Source organism: Rodentibacter sp. (assembly GCF_057314195.1).
Map to the genome: position 1 here is coordinate 26,369 of NZ_DBHLAM010000006.1, position 15,642 is coordinate 42,010.

At 42.1% G+C, this 15,642-nt stretch carries 12 protein-coding genes; 5 read left to right on the top strand and 7 right to left on the bottom strand.

The annotated features are described in order from the left end of the window. Window positions 1-119 precede the first annotated feature (119 nt). Together purA and ACO59Y_RS00955 are read left to right on the top strand one after the other, a co-directional pair. Window positions 120-1,418 carry an adenylosuccinate synthase gene (gene purA, locus ACO59Y_RS00950; RefSeq protein ID WP_486129840.1) on the top strand — a complete coding sequence of 433 codons (1,299 nt, stop codon included), beginning with the start codon at window positions 120-122 and terminating at the stop codon, window positions 1,416-1,418. Window positions 1,419-1,479: 61 nt separating this feature from the next. After that, window positions 1,480-2,154, top strand: coding sequence for a DUF484 family protein (locus tag ACO59Y_RS00955; protein WP_486129842.1), 675 nt, complete (start codon window positions 1,480-1,482; stop codon window positions 2,152-2,154). Window positions 2,155-2,214: 60 nt separating this feature from the next. Here the strand turns inward: ACO59Y_RS00955 and ACO59Y_RS00960 are convergent, their stop codons facing one another. Continuing rightward, entirely contained in the window at window positions 2,215-3,360 is a 1,146-nt protein-coding gene (locus ACO59Y_RS00960) for a 5-methyltetrahydropteroyltriglutamate--homocysteine S-methyltransferase (protein ID WP_486129844.1), read from the bottom strand. A gap of 283 nt (window positions 3,361-3,643) precedes the next feature. On the opposite strand from ACO59Y_RS00960, the gene fbp reads away from it, so the two are divergent. Next, on the top strand, window positions 3,644-4,645 hold the full coding sequence (fbp, locus tag ACO59Y_RS00965; protein WP_373604343.1) for a class 1 fructose-bisphosphatase: 1,002 nt from the start codon (window positions 3,644-3,646) through the stop codon (window positions 4,643-4,645). Window positions 4,646-4,824: 179 nt separating this feature from the next. Here the strand turns inward: fbp and ACO59Y_RS00970 are convergent, their stop codons facing one another. The 5 genes from ACO59Y_RS00970 to proQ form a co-directional block, all read right to left on the bottom strand. Continuing rightward, the gene (locus ACO59Y_RS00970) at window positions 4,825-5,451 is read right to left on the bottom strand and encodes an MBL fold metallo-hydrolase (protein ID WP_486129846.1); all 627 of its coding nucleotides are present in this window, start codon (window positions 5,449-5,451) and stop codon (window positions 4,825-4,827) included. Between the two features lie 54 nt (window positions 5,452-5,505). Continuing rightward, window positions 5,506-6,066 (bottom strand): peptidoglycan L,D-endopeptidase MepK, encoded by a 561-nt coding sequence (gene mepK / locus ACO59Y_RS00975; RefSeq protein ID WP_486129848.1) that lies wholly within the window; start codon window positions 6,064-6,066, stop codon window positions 5,506-5,508. Between the two features lie 68 nt (window positions 6,067-6,134). Beyond that, window positions 6,135-7,583 carry a L,D-transpeptidase family protein gene (locus ACO59Y_RS00980; RefSeq protein WP_486129861.1) on the bottom strand — a complete coding sequence of 483 codons (1,449 nt, stop codon included), beginning with the start codon at window positions 7,581-7,583 and terminating at the stop codon, window positions 6,135-6,137. Between the two features lie 64 nt (window positions 7,584-7,647). Continuing rightward, the gene (gene prc / locus ACO59Y_RS00985; RefSeq protein WP_486129850.1) at window positions 7,648-9,696 is read right to left on the bottom strand and encodes a carboxy terminal-processing peptidase; all 2,049 of its coding nucleotides are present in this window, start codon (window positions 9,694-9,696) and stop codon (window positions 7,648-7,650) included. Between the two features lie 78 nt (window positions 9,697-9,774). Continuing rightward, window positions 9,775-10,413: an RNA chaperone ProQ gene (proQ, locus tag ACO59Y_RS00990; protein ID WP_486129852.1), complete on the bottom strand. Its 639-nt coding sequence runs from the start codon at window positions 10,411-10,413 to the stop codon at window positions 9,775-9,777. A gap of 205 nt (window positions 10,414-10,618) precedes the next feature. Between proQ and ACO59Y_RS00995 the strand changes: the two genes are divergently transcribed. After that, window positions 10,619-11,875 carry a PqiA/YebS family transporter subunit gene (locus ACO59Y_RS00995; RefSeq protein WP_486129854.1) on the top strand — a complete coding sequence of 419 codons (1,257 nt, stop codon included), beginning with the start codon at window positions 10,619-10,621 and terminating at the stop codon, window positions 11,873-11,875. Next, entirely contained in the window at window positions 11,850-14,528 is a 2,679-nt protein-coding gene (locus ACO59Y_RS01000; RefSeq protein ID WP_486129856.1) for a PqiB family protein, read from the top strand. Before ACO59Y_RS00995 ends, ACO59Y_RS01000 begins: the two co-directional genes overlap by 26 nt. Window positions 14,529-15,100: 572 nt before the next feature. Here ACO59Y_RS01000 and ACO59Y_RS01005 read toward each other — a convergent pair. Then, the coding region (locus tag ACO59Y_RS01005) for a DUF3418 domain-containing protein (RefSeq protein WP_486129858.1) at window positions 15,101-15,642 on the bottom strand (542 nt) is incomplete at its 5' end.

Genomic DNA, 15,642 nt, shown 5'->3' on the forward strand with positions numbered 1-15,642 from the left:
AAAGTACGGTGAAACATAGCCGTACTTTTTTCTTTTATCTCATTGAGATCAAAGCCGAAAAAGAGTAAAGTACTCGGCTGTTCATTCAAACTAATTAACCTAATTTTAAGGCGGAAATTATGGGAAAAAGTGTTGTTATCTTAGGCGCTCAATGGGGCGATGAAGGTAAAGGCAAAATCGTCGATCTACTGACGGATCGCGTAAAATATGTAGTACGTTACCAAGGCGGCCATAACGCCGGACATACCCTTATCATCAATGGCGAAAAAACCGTTCTACGTTTAATTCCGTCCGGTATGTTACACCCAAATGTCACCTGCTTAATTGGTAACGGCGTGGTACTTTCGCCCGAAGCCTTACTAAAAGAAATCGGTGAACTTGAAAGTCGCGGCATTAACGTGCGCGATCGTTTATTGATTTCCGAAGCTTGTCCGTTAATCTTGCCTTACCACGTGGCGATGGATCACGCGCGCGAGACCGCATTGGGTAAAAAAGCCATCGGTACCACCGGTCGCGGTATCGGCCCGGCTTATGAAGATAAAGTGGCGCGTCGCGGTTTACGCGTAGGCGATTTATTCGATAAAGCGTTCTTTGCCGAAAAACTTAAAAACATCCTTGAATACTATAATTTCCAATTAGTAAATTATTACAAAGCAGAACCGGTGGATTATCAAAAAACCTTAGATGATGTTATGGCAATTGCTGATGTTATCACCGGTATGGTCGCCGACATCACAACTCTCCTTGATACCGCACGAAAAAACAGTGACAACATTTTATTTGAGGGCGCACAAGGCACCATGTTGGACATCGACCATGGTACTTACCCATATGTAACCAGTTCCAACACCACCGCCGGCGGCGTGGCGACAGGTTCCGGCTTCGGCCCACGGAATTTGGATTATGTATTGGGAATCATCAAAGCTTATTGTACCCGCGTAGGCGGTGGCCCATTCACAACCGAATTATTTGATGAAACGGGTGCGGAAATCGCCCGTAAAGGCAATGAATTCGGTGCGGTAACCGGTCGTCCGCGCCGTTGCGGTTGGTTTGACGCCGTGGCAATTCGTCGTGCCATTCAACTAAACTCCATTTCCGGTTTTTGCATGACCAAATTAGACGTGCTAGACGGCTTTGAGGAAGTGAAAATCTGTGTCGCCTACAAGATGCCAAACGGCGAAATCCTAGAATACGCACCATTAGCAGCGAAAGACTGGGAGGGCGTAGAACCGATTTATGAAACCTTACCGGGCTGGAAAGAAAACACCTTCCGCGTAACTGATGTAAGCAAACTGCCACAAAACTGCATTAACTACATCAAACGTATCGAAGAAATTACCGGAGTGCCCGTCGATATTCTTTCAACCGGTCCGGACCGTGTAGAAACAATGATTCTACGCGATCCGTTCGCTGCATAATTTTCCTTCTGTTTTTGACCGCACCTAAAGTGCGGTCTTTTTTTAGATAGTTTTCACAACTATGAATGAACAAGACATCCTCGACTATCTCGAATCTCATCCCGATTTTTTTAGCCGCCACGCTGCCTCGCTTAACAAACTTAAATCATGCCACACGCACACCGGCACGATTTCCTTGGCGGAAGCGCAACTGAAACAACAACGCAAACAGATTAGCACTCTTACTGCTCAGTTAGAAAAACTCCACCAACTCGCCATACAAGAAGCTGATATATTCTTCGCCTTAATACCGTTACAAAAAAAATTATTTCAAGCACCGGATTTTCAATCAGCACAAAAGAAATTAGAGCAATGGGCGAAATCTTATGAATTAGATGGTGCGAAAATGCTGCTTTTTACTGACAGCTGGAAAAAACGGGAAAATGTACCTGAGCAAGGCTGGATTGATCGCAATGCGTTTGAAATCATTCGTTTGGAACGCTTAGGCTTGCGCCAGTTTTATTTGGGCGATTTAAGCAATAAAGAAAAAGCACTGATGTTTTTGCCGGAAGAATTGCCGATTGGCTCCATCGCTTGTTGTTTACTTGGCACAAAAAATGCGCATAAACCGACCGCGCTTTTACTGTTCCGTTCGCGCGATACACAGCGTTTTCACAACGGACAGGATGTGTTGTTTCTCAAACATTTGGCAGATATTGTGGAAATTCATTTAACCCGCTGGCTACAAGAAAAATAGCACCGCATTGGAAGCGGCTCCAATGCGGTGTTATTTTAAGTGTTCAAATTAAGGCTTTCCTTAATTTCCCCAGACTTCTTCTGCAATACCACGGATAAATTCAAGTTTTTTCCATTGCTGCGCTTCCGTTAAAATATTGCCTTCCTCAGTAGAAGCAAAACCGCATTGCGGACTTAAACAAAGCTGGTTGATATCCACATACTGCGTTGCCTCTTTAATTCGCGCGATGATTTCGTCGCGATTTTCCAGCTCGCCGGATTTTGATGTAATCAAACCGAGCACTACTTGTTGATTTTTAATAAACCGTAACGGTTTGAAATCACCGGCGCGATCGCTATCGTATTCCAAAAAGAAGCCGTCGACATTGCAACCACCGAACAATGTTTCAGCCACCGGCTCATAACCGCCCGCCGAGAACCAGGTCGAACGGAAATTGCCACGGCAAATATGCATAGTAATCGCCATATTCGCAGGTTTTTCCGCTACGATTTTATTGATCATATAAACATAATCTTGCGCAATTTGAGCGAGATCCAAACCGCGCTCGGTATAAGCTTTGCGTTTATCTTCCGCACAAAATTCGCCCCAACTGGTATCGTCCAACTGCAAGTTACGACAACCTAAGGCATAGAAAATCTTCATTGCTTTGATATAAGCCGCGGCAATATCATCTAACAATAGTTGATTATTGTTTTCGTAACGTTCAATCGGTTGATAATCCGTTTCGCGCACAGTACAAATTAAGTGCAACATGGATGGCGAAGGAATCGTCAATTTTACTTCCGTTCCGGCGGCAATTTTTTGTAGCGAGCGATAATGTTCTACAAACGGATGATTTTCCGAAAAGTCGACTTTATCGACGATTTTCAAGGTTTTCGGACGCACACTGTGATGTTTAAATTGTACCGAGAATTTGTCCGCATCCACTTCGTTCACACCGTCTAATGCGGCTAAGAAATCCAAGTGCCAAAAAGTACGACGAAATTCACCGTCAGTGACCGCCGACAAACCGACTGCTTTTTGATGCGCCACTAATTTTTCAATCTCCGCATCTTCTGTTCGAGTTAAATCCGCGCAAGAAATTTCACCGCAACCACATTGCTGACGCGCCAGTTTTAAGTTTTCCGGGCGTAAAAAACTGCCGACAATATCAAAACGATAAGGTGCGCGGTTACGAAGTTTGGCTTGAGGGAAAAGTTTACTCATTGTGCTTTCCTATTGTTCTTTGTTTAAATTGCGGAAGAGTCTATCAAAAATCCCTAACTGAAAAAAGATTTAGACGTCTAGACGGATGTGAATTTTATTTGATATGTTTATGAAAAGAATTGATAAATAACGAAGTTTAAATCGTTTAAATTTGCTCCATTTAAAAAATAAATTGTAAAATTTTTGTGATCAAGCTCTCATTACTGGAAATTGACTTTCCGAGTAAAAATCAAATCGCATATAATTCGGCGGTTATGTGTTTAAAAGAAAAAAGAGGAACATGATGAAAACATTAAGCGAATTTATCGTTGAACGCCAAGCGGAATACCCAAATGCCAAAGGGGAATTAAGTGGCATTTTATCATCGATTCGTTTACTCGCGAAAATTATCCACCGCGATATTAACAAAGCGGGTTTAACCAATATTTTGGGGCAATCCGGCGTGGAAAACGTGCAAGGCGAAAGTCAGATGAAACTGGATTTGTTCGCCCATAACACCATGAAAGCGGCATTAATGGCGCGTGAAGAAGTAGCAGGCTTTGCTTCAGAAGAAGAAGAAAGTTTCATTGCATTTGATACCGAACACGGTCGTAATGCCAAATATGTGATTTTAACTGATCCGCTTGATGGCTCGTCCAATATTGATGTGAACGTTTCGGTAGGTACAATTTTCTCCATTTATCGCCGCATTTCCCCAATCGGCACACCGGTAACGTTGGAAGATTTCCTCCAGCCAGGTAATAAACAAGTGGCAGCCGGCTACATTGTTTACGGTTCTTCCACGATGTTAGTTTACACCACCGGCCATGGTGTAAACGGTTTTACTTACGATCCGTCTATCGGCACTTTCTGCCTTTCGCATGAAAATATGCAAATGCCAAAAAATGGTCGAATTTATTCCATTAACGAAGGGCAATATCTTAAATTCCCGCAAGGCGTAAAAAAATACATTAAATACTGCCAAGAAGAGGACAAAGCAACCAATCGCCCTTATGCTTCGCGCTACATCGGTTCTTTAGTTGCCGACTTCCATCGTAATTTATTAAAAGGTGGTATCTATATTTATCCAAGCGCAACGACTTACCCAAAAGGTAAATTACGTTTGCTTTATGAAGGTAATCCAATGGCGTTCTTAGCGGAACAAGCCGGCGGTTTGGCGACGGACGGCTATCGCCGTATTTTAGACATTCAACCGAAAGAATTACACGAACGTGTGCCGTTATTCATCGGTTCAAAAGAAATGGTCGAAAAAGCACAAGAAATGATGGAAGAATTTAAAGAATAATAAAACTAAGGCGCTGTAAAAAGCGCCTTTTTAATGTTCGTTGCTTACCAGAAGGGCTTCGGCCAAGAGATACATTTGGATCTCAAAACAGCACCGCATTGGAGCCGCTTCCAATGCGGTGCTGTTTTGAGTAGAGAGCAGCAAGACGCAATAAATGCTTAGTAAACATTGTTTCGTAGTTATTTTAAGAAAGGATTGTTCGTCTTTTCATGTTCGATCGTCGTATAAGGTCCGTGACCAGCGATGATGATCATATCGCCGTTAAGTTTGAATAATTTTTCACGAATCGTGCTAATCAACTGAGTATAATTGCCGCCCGGCAAATCCGTACGCCCAATACTGCCTTGAAAAAGGACATCGCCGGTAAACGCTGCCTTTTTCTGTTTTTCGATGAAACCAATATGTCCCGGCGTATGTCCGGGCAAATGCAAAATCTCAAATATGCCGCCACCGGCATGAATTGTTTCACCTTCATGCAGCCAACGATCAGGTAAAAAAGCGTGAATCGTTGGCATACCGAAACGTTGCGATTGTTCAGGTAAACTGTCAAATAAGAAACGATCTTCTTCTTGTGGACCCCAAATTTCCACGCTGAAATGTTGCTTCACTTGCTCGGCCGCCCCCACATGATCAAGATGAGCGTGAGTTAATAAAATCGCTTCTAAATTTAAACCCAGTTCTTCAATTCGCCCAATCAGTTTTTCCGCTTCACCGCCTGGATCAATAATTGCGGCATTTTTTTCATCATCCCAAATCAAAGAGCAATTTTGTTGAAATGCGGTAACAGGGATAATTTCAATATTCATTTTATTTTCCTCATAAACAAAAACCGCACCGAAGTGCGGTCAATTTGCAAAATGTTACACACCCTGCCAAGTTCGTACCGGGCCGGTATCGACGTGAATAAAATTACTGCGCGGATAAAAGCCCACGCCACCATTGTTTAAACCTTCCGCAGTGTGTTTAATCTTAGCAAGCGGCGTACCATCAATGCGAAAATCAATGGCCTGACCTTTTACGTGAAAACTATTACTTGCTACGCCGCGACTTTGACGATGACGCATGGCATTTGTCGCCGCCGAGCGGTAGCCGCAGATAATTTGAATTTCCGCCGTTTGTAAGCCGAGGTTGCTTTGAATACGGTAAAATTTCATAAATAAATTTGGATCCATCCGATGCACTTGATTCGTACGCTTATCGCGCATAAAGTAATCTAATTTTTTCAGCATTGAAGCATTAAAACCGCTGCTTAATGAAAATACACCGCTTAAGCGTTCGCCGGTATTAAGATTGCGAAATGCCAAAATGCGAGGCTTCGGCGTAGAAACCATGGCTAACACGCTATTCGGCAACATGCCGGCGCTCAATACGATGCCGCCAAGAGACAACCACTTACGACGACTTTGATTTATCTTATTCATTTTTATTCTCGCTTATTTTACTGTTCATTTTTGAAATAACGTCACAATATTTATCAATACGATGATAATTACAAGTATTTTTTCACCGTATCCCAATTGATATCGTTCGCATCCGTGAAGTTATCGTATTTATAGATATCCGGTAACACATTCGTCTGCCCGTTATCCACCCAGGCCGTCACGTAATATAAAAACACCGGATTATCGGAACGAATAGCTGCAGAGGCGGTTTTCTTACTTTCTAACACGTTTTTCTTACGTTCATCCGACCAGCCGGCTTCTTTTAATAAAATATCGGCAAGTTGAGCCGACTTTTCCACACGTACACAACCGGAACTTAACGCCCGATCCTTACGAGAAAAAAGATTGTGATTCGGTGTATCATGTAAATAAATAGCATCGGAACTCGGCATATTAAATTTATAATTACCTAACGCACTATCCCCCGCCGCTTGACGAATGCGATATGGAAAATTTTTCCCAATCGTATTCCAGTCAATAGAATAAGGATCAATCACGTTACCTTTACTGTCTAAAATGCTGTAGTTATGCGAGGCCGCATAACCCGGATCATTTCTTAACTTCGGTACAATGTCTTCGTTAACCAAACGTGTCGGTGCATTCCAAGGCGGATTTACCACGACGTTACTTAATTTACTGGACATAACGGGCGTTCGACGTCCATTTTTACCGACAATAACGCGAGATTCCAATACTAAGTGTCCGTCACGATAATATTGCAACTGATAGCTTGGAATATTCACAAAAATCCCATTATAAAAATCCGGAATCACACGTAAACGTTGCGCATTAATCGCTAATTTTTTACCTATCGGCGTTAAGCCTGATGTGGAAATCATTGAAGGCAATGCATCGAGAGTTTGTCGATATAGCGAATTATGCGTAGATAAACGCTCTAGATAGACGACGAGCTCTTCATTTAGCACCGCATTGAACCATTGCTGAAGCTGTTCCTCGCTTGGCGCTTGCGGCTTATAAACGCCTGCGCCGTATAGCCAGCGCTGTGCTTGCTGATTTAGATTGCTACTGTAGTATAAATAATCCAAGAACGCATCGGTTAACAATACATCATAAGTCAACCCACCGATTTGCTCCGCTTGGCTTAAATTCTCTAAAGATTGTGCGGAACCTTTAGAAATACCACTTGCAACCATTGCGGCATATTCGCGGAGAAATTGTTTTTCCGCTGCTTTATCGTGCCAAAACAAGTTGTATTTATTATCGGCATAAATTTTGGCTAACAGCGATTTAAATTGCAGATTTTGTTCGCCAATTTCATGAGTGAGTGACATTTCCAATAATGCTTGTTTCTCTGCCATTAAACGAGCTTGCTCTCGTTCAATTTTCTCACGTTCTTGCGGCGAAAGTTTTGCCATATCAATTTGCGTTGGAACCGAAAATGTCATATTTTTCGACCAATCCGCCAATGCACAGCCTGAAGTTATCATCGACAGCGATAACACCAATGAGTTTAATTTCATCGTACCTTTTAACATAAACATTCCTTCGAAGCGCGATAAAATAAAATAACCGCCCTTTTAAAAGCGCGGTCAAAATTTATTATTTCTTAGCTTCCGCTTTGCTCAGGTCTTGTTGAACTTGAGTATCCGCTTTTTGTGTTTTTCCGCTTAATTTCACCAAGTCCGCCGCCATCTTTTCCGCTTCTTTTAAATAAAAATCCGGTGCTTCGTAATCTTTCGGCAACGCATCAATATTTTTTAACGGTTTCTTACCTTCACGTTTAAAACGATCATTAATATCTTTTAGGCGTCTCGCCTCGTCTTGATCATTTTCCGCTTTGCGCTCTTGATAATTCAACGACATAAACTTGCGATCACGCCGTTCATCGCGGATTTTTAATTCTTCACCTAACGCAATAAATTCCGGATCTTTTGCCATGCGAGCTTGATGATTTTTATTGAGCTCGGATACATATTGACGCGCATTACCGATTTCGAAATAAGTTGCCGCTGGAATTTTATCCCAAGGCAACGCATTATCTTCTTTTTCTTCTCCATTTTCTTTTGCATCAATAATAGCCGGGAAATTAATATCTGCAGCGACGCCTTTTAACTGCGTCGAACCACCGTTAATACGGTAGAATTTTTGTATAGTGTACTGCAATACTCCCAATGGAGTTTGATCCAAATCGTACACAAAATTCAAGGAACGACTTTGTTGCACGGTTCCCTTACCAAAGGTGTTCTGCCCAACAATGATTGCGCGATTATAATCTTGCATGGCTGCCGCAAAAATTTCTGACGCCGATGCGCTGAAACGGTTAATCATAACGAGTAATGGCCCTTTATATTGTTCTGTGCGGTCATCGTCTTCGTGTACGCGAATACGTTGATAAGCGTCGCGCACTTGAACTACAGGACCATCAGTAATAAATAAACCACTCAATGCTACAGCCTCGGTCAATGCTCCGCCGCCATTTTCACGTAAATCAATAATTAAGGCATTAATATGTTTTTTCTCCGCTTGCACCAACAATTTTTTTACGTCATCCGTCAAACCGATATAAAAACTTGGAATTTTAATCACGCCGATATTTTCGCTATCTACTTTTTCGATGGTCAGTTTTGCTGCTTGATCTTCAATGCGAACTTTATCGCGCACTAAAGTTACGATACGTGATTTTCCACCCTTCGCCGGCTCAATCTCTAAACGCACTTTAGTACCTTTCTTGCCTTTGATTTTGTCAACAATATCTTCCAAACGCCAGCCTATCACGTCTTCGATTTCGCCTTTCTCCTGTCCCACACCGATAATTTTATCACCGGCTTGCAGTTTTTTACTACGCTCGGCCGGCGCACCCGGCACAAGAGATTTGATGCTAGTTTCATCGTCTTCTGATTGCAATGTCGCACCAATACCTTCTAAAGAAAGGTTCATACTTTCGTTAAAACTTTTAGCGGTACGTGGCGCCAGATAACTGGTATGCGGATCAATTTCACGGGCAAACGCATTCAGATAAGCTTGAACGATATCATCCGCTTTAGTTTGGGTTAAACGACGAATAGCTAGGTTATAACGTTTAATCAGTTTCTCTTTAATCTCAGGCCATTTTTTATCTTTCAACTTCAAATTAATAACATCGTTTTTTACGCGTTCTTGCCAAAGACGGTCCGCTTCTTCCTCAGTTTTTGGGAACGCAGCTTTAGTTTTTGGGAACGCAGCTTTTTCGCGATCAATTTCAATTTGATCTTTACCGTTTAAATTCGGCTCTTTGTCTAATAAAGAAAGCGCATAAACATAACGCTCATAACGACGCTTCATCATTAAATCATACATTGTAAAGGCGGCGGAAAGATCGCCTTCATTTAATTGATCATCTAGTTTTGCACCGAATTTCTGACGAAGCTCATCAACATCGGATTGTAAAAACGTATTACGGCTATAATCTAAGCTATTAATATAACGATCAAAAATCTTTTCGGAAAAAGCATCGTCTAGTTGAAATTTACGATAGTGGGACTGCGTTAAGCGCGTCGTCGCTCGCTTAGTTGCCAATTTATGTTCTTCCGTTGCGGAAGGAATACCAATATCGCTTAACTTCAACTTCGGCGTAACAGCAAACGTCGTACCGGACTGAAAAAACAACATACTAAAAATTGCCGTTGCTAAAATACTTTTGGTTATTGTCAATTTCATTTAACCTTTCCCGATAAGAAAATATCAATACTATGCGAATAAACGATCTGCCGTTACATTCATTACTAAACCGTTTTCAAGTTGAATACGCGCCGAATCTTTCAACACTTCTACTACAGTTGCATTTTTCGCATATTCGCCCACTTTTACCCGCACTTTTGAACCTTCAGTAAGCTCGGCAAAGTCGACCGCATTCAACTCAACTTTGGGCTTACGTGGGGATTTCTGTTGATTCGCTTTACGCGCCGGACGTTTTTGTTGTGCTTTTTTAGCCGCAAGTTCTGCTTTACGTTTTTCGGCAAATTTCGCTTTAGCTTCCGCAAGTTGCTCCGCTGCATGCGTTGCATGTTCCGCTTCGATTACACCTGCCGCTTCGCCGTATAAATCCACGCGTACCGCGCCTTCACGACAACCATGTAAATAACGCCAATTCGACGTATATTGACGAAGCGCATGACGCAATTGAGTTTTGCTCACGCGCTCGTCATCTTGTAATGCTTTGGCCAAATCTTGGAATAAACCGATTTTTAACGGTTTGGCCTCGCCTTCTAAGATAAAGCAAAGAGGAAATTTTTCTGCTAAATAAGCAATAATTTCCTTATTGCTTGTCAATTTTTGAATATCTGATGACGTTTCTTTAAGTTGAACATCAAGTTGGGAATCTGTCATTTTTTGTCCTAGGATTGAAAATAAAACCTGCATAGTGTATCGCACTTTGATAAGGCTTGACAATGCTTCAAGCGCCCTTGCCGACTAACTGAATTCGCTCACCATTCAATTCCAATAAACGTTCATTCATTTGAGCTTCACAAAAGGGGGGGAATCGCGCTAAAATGCGCGACTTTGCTGACCGAACTTTTAGAGATGATAACATATGACCCCTCCCGATTTTACCCGAGCGCGCTATAAAATTGCCCGTTGTGGCGAATGCGATGCGGTCGTCTCTGTTGTTTTCCCTTTGCCGCCGGATAAACACGCCGAATGTCCGCGTTGCCATCATATTTTAACTACCACAAACCGCTGGTCACTACATCGTTGCGCAATGATTGCGCTCTCTATTTTAATCCTAATGCCCTTTGCATTAGGATTTCCTTTACTAAGTATCGATTTACTCGGCACAAAAATTGATGCTTCCGTCTGGAAAGGTATTTGGCAAATCGCGACCGCCGGCTACACTTATACCGGCTTTTTAATTTTTATTTGCGCGGTATTGATGCCTACCTCTTTCGCAATTTTGGTATTGATGCTGTGGTTTTCCAAATTGCTTGGGATCCGTCCGCGCAATGTATTGCTCTTTTTAAGCTACATTAAACCTTGGGTAATGTTTGACGTCTATCTTGTCGCCTTGGGCGTATCCATGTTCAAAGTACGCGAATATGCGACACTGGAGATTAATATTTACTTAATCGCCTTCGTTTTTACCGCACTTTTAACTACGCTACTTTTTATTAAACTGAATTTAAATGAATTGTGGAACGATTTTTATCCCGAAAAACAACAAATTAACACTAATGATAAAGTTCGGTTTTGTACCGCATGCAACTACACTTTTGCGGAACAAAAAACTAAACACGAACACGGACATTCAATTTGCCCGCGCTGCGTTTCATACCTTGATACATCGGATGCCATTAAACTTCAACGTACTTGGGCAGCCTTAATCGCCGGCATTATAATGCTTTTCCCGGCAAATTTATTACCGATTTCCGGCGTATATTTAACCGGTACGTTATCTGAAGATACGCTCATCTCAGGCGTCATTTCCTTTATTGAAATGAAAAGCTATTTTGTCGCCTTTGTCGTATTCTTCGCCAGTATTTTCGTACCGATTAGTAAAATTTTCATCATGCTGTATTTGCTTGCCAGCGTGCATTTTAAATGGCGACATTCGATAAAATGGCAAATGAGTTTATTGCATATCGTGCATTTTGTCGGACGTTGGTCAATGCTTGACTTATTTGTGCTTGCACTGATGATGTCGTTAGTCACCCGTGGACAAATTATTAACTTTACCGTCGGCCCCGCTGCCTTTTATTTCGGCGCTGCCGTATTCCTTACTATGATCTCAACAGCTCAATTTGATAGCAGACTTATTTGGAAAATTTATGACCGGAAAACAACAACCGAATAATGAACATTCGATCAAACATGCCCCAAGCATTGACTCGCAACACAACCGCATTCAAAGTATTTTGCGTAAAAATCGCAAGGTTTCGCCATTTTGGCTGTTGCCTTTTATTGCCCTCTGTATCGGCGCGATTTTGTTTTTTCAAATTGTGAAAGAACAAGGTAAAAGTATCAAAATTACGTTTAGTAACGGTTCCGGCTTAGTAGCGGATAAAACGCCGATTCGCTATCAAGGCTTGCAAATCGGCGTGGTGAAAAAAGTAAACTTCACTGACAATATGCAAAAAGTAGAAGTCGTCGCGAATATTTATCCTGAAGCCACCGACGTATTGCGCCAAAACACAAGATTTTGGGTAGTCGAACCAAGTGTTTCCCTCGCGGGCATTTCCGGCCTTGATTCGTTAGTTTCAGGTAATTACATCACGCTACAACCGGGCGACGGCAACAGCGCCGATGAATTTATTGCGCAAGAAAAAGGTCCTATTACCCAAGTCTCACCGGGTGATTTACTGATTCATTTAACATCCGACGATTTAGGCTCCATCTCTCTCGGCGCTTCCGTGTACTTTAAAAAACTGCCGGTGGGAAAAATTTACGATTATCGTTTTAATGAAAATAATAAGGTGGAAATCGACGTCGTCATCGACAAAGAATACGCTCGCTTTGTAAAAAAAGATTCGCGCTTTTGGAATATCAGCGGTGTGAACGCCAGCATCACGCAGGCGGGTTTAAACTTTAATATGGAAAGCGTAAATGCCATCGTACAAGGTGCAGTTTCTTTCGACTCACCAACCGATAGCCCCAATGCGGTGGAGAATGACTACTACACCCTTTATGCCAATCTGCAAGCGGCAAAACGCGGTATTGAAGTGGACGTGAATATTCCGACCGTTGCCGGTTTAGAAGCGGGACGTAGCGATGTCTATTATCAAGAACACAAAATCGGCGTGCTTTCTGCGCTAAGTACTGTTGAAAACAATGAAAAAATTCTAAAAGGTAGATTATTGATTGATCCCAACCAAGCCAGTTTATTAAAAACCGGTTCACATATTGTATTACGTAATAAAAAACCGAATTTAGCTGATTTGACCGAGCCGCAACGCTTTTTCCGTGGCGACTATTTTGAAATTATCCCCGGCGACGGCGAAGAAAATTTGCAATTTGATGTAATTAAAGAAAATGAATTACTGCTGAAAGCACCAAATACCCTCGTAATTAAGCTCACCGCACCGGAAAGCTACGGAATCGCCGAAGGACAAAATGTGTATTACAACAATATTCCTATCGGTGAAATTGTAAAACAAAATATTGATGTCAATGGCGTAGAATACGAAATCGCCATTGCCGCCGCCTATCGCAATTTAATCAATCCAAATACACTGTTTATCGCCGCATCGAATTTCGACGTAAACTTTGGCATCGACGGCATTCGCTTTAATGCGGCGAATCCGGAAAAATGGCTGCAAGGCGGCATTCGCATTATCGCTAAAAAAGGGCTGGGCGATGCACTAAAAACCTATCCGCTTTATAAAGACGCCCAAAATGCGGAATCTGGCATTACAGGGAATTTAGTTGAACCTAGCATCACCTTGAAAACCTCAAACTTACCAAGTATCAGCAAAGACTCTTTAGTACTTTATCGTCAATATGAAGTGGGTAAAATCATTAATATCACACCACAAACCGACCACTTTGATGTGGATGTCTATATTTATCCACGCTACAAACATTTACTCACGGATAAAAGCTTGTTCTGGATAGAAAGCGCCGCACAAATCGACATTACGCCCAAAGGCATCAGCATTCAGTCGACACCGATTGCGCGTTCGTTAAAAGGGGCGATTAGCTTTGATAACTCCGGTTCAGGCCAAAATAAAACCCTTTATCCGAACGAATTGCGCGCCAAATCGGCTGGACAAATTATCACTTTATTCGCCGATGATGCGACGAACTTAACCAAAGGCATGAGCTTGCGTTATTTAGGCTTATCCGTTGGAGAAATCGAAAGCGTAACACTGGATGCCAAATCGAAAAAAATTATAGCCAAAGCATTAGTTAATCCGAATTATATGAGCATGATTGCCAAAGAGGGCTCGCTATTTAAGATCATTTCGCCGCAAATTTCGGCAGGTGGAATCGAAAACTTGGATAGCCTGTTACAACCTTACATTGATGTGGAAATCGGCAATGGCAAAGCCAGCACTCGATTTGATTTAGCGCAAACAACCCCAAGCCGTAACAAATTCACTAACGGCGTGCCATTTATTTTGGAAACTAACGATGCCTTAAATTTAACCGAAGGCTCACCGGTGTTTTACCGCGGAATTGAAGTGGGTGCGGTGCTCAAATTAGCACTCAACACCCTTGGCGATCGGGTATTGATTCATATTGCAATTAGTCCGAAATACCGGCATTTAGTGCGTAAAAACTCCGAATTTTGGATTTCATCAGGCTATAACTTTAGTTTAGGCTGGAAGGGGGCCGAATTTAACACCGGCAGCGTACAGCAATTATTGAAAGGCGGTATTTCCTTCTCCACCCCATCAGGCACGACGGTTCAACAACAGGCTTCGGAAAATCAACGTTTCTTGCTACAAACCAAACGTCCAAACGAGGCTCCGACATGGAATTCGGGCGCCCTACCGGTGACCCCTTAAATTAGCACCGCATTGAGAACGCGACTACTCGCCGATGGTTGGCAACGAATATAGCCAGGAGTATAAAAACAAAAAACTCGCTCCATAATAAAAAAACTCATAATTTATTAAAATTAATCGTAATTATGTAGCAAATGCACAAAACCATTTAAATTAAGCATGAATTTGCATCAAACGACAGCACCGCATTGAAAGCGGCTCCAATGCGGTGCTATTTTGCAAGGGTAATTTTAGCGTTGTGCAACTGCTACATAATTTCGAAATTAATCTAAAAATAAACGGAGAAAATAAAATGAAAAAATGCATATCAACGTTTCAATCGCATTATTTCCAAAGCGGAAGCCGGTAAAGACTACGAAGTACTACCAATGCATTCAACGCAACAATGCGGCGTCCAATTGTTGGAATTAAATTAAATAAATACGCCTTCTTTCTGAATTTTTTGAAGTTGGAAAAAACCGCACTTTGATTATTACTCACGCTGGCGCGCGTCTCCAGACGCGTGCCTCTTAAATTAAAGGTACAAATTGATACTCTATGTTATTAGTCATATATAAACCTATAATTAATTTTTAATATTCAGCAATCAAATTCAAAACCCTCTTCTCCGACACCTGATACTTCGTCCCTAACTGCTGTGCAAACAAGCTCACGCGTAGCTCCTCAATCATATAGCGAATCTCCGCCACCTCATCCGAAATCGGTTTAGATTTCGGGAGCTTGGCAAGAAGCTGTTGGTAGGCTTGTTGCACTTGTTCCACGCGTAACATGGCGGCACGATCGCGATTGACATCTTGAGCGAGTTTATCCATGCGTTTATCGATGGCTTGCAGATAGCGGAGCAAATCCGGCAGGCGGGTGTAGCCGCTTTTTTGCACGAAGCCTTGATAAATCAAACCGGCAATTTGGCTTTTTATATCGGAAAGCGCAAATGCCATGGTGAAATCCATTTTGCCTTTTAAGCGTTGATTGATCTGATGTGTAAGTGTAAGGATCTGCTCGACTTTTTGCGCAATATCCACGGTAACTTCGTTAAGATTTTCCCGTACAAAATCCCGCAGCTTATCAAAGCCTTCTTCGTTCCACACAAAGCCGCCAAAATCCGCAATCAGTT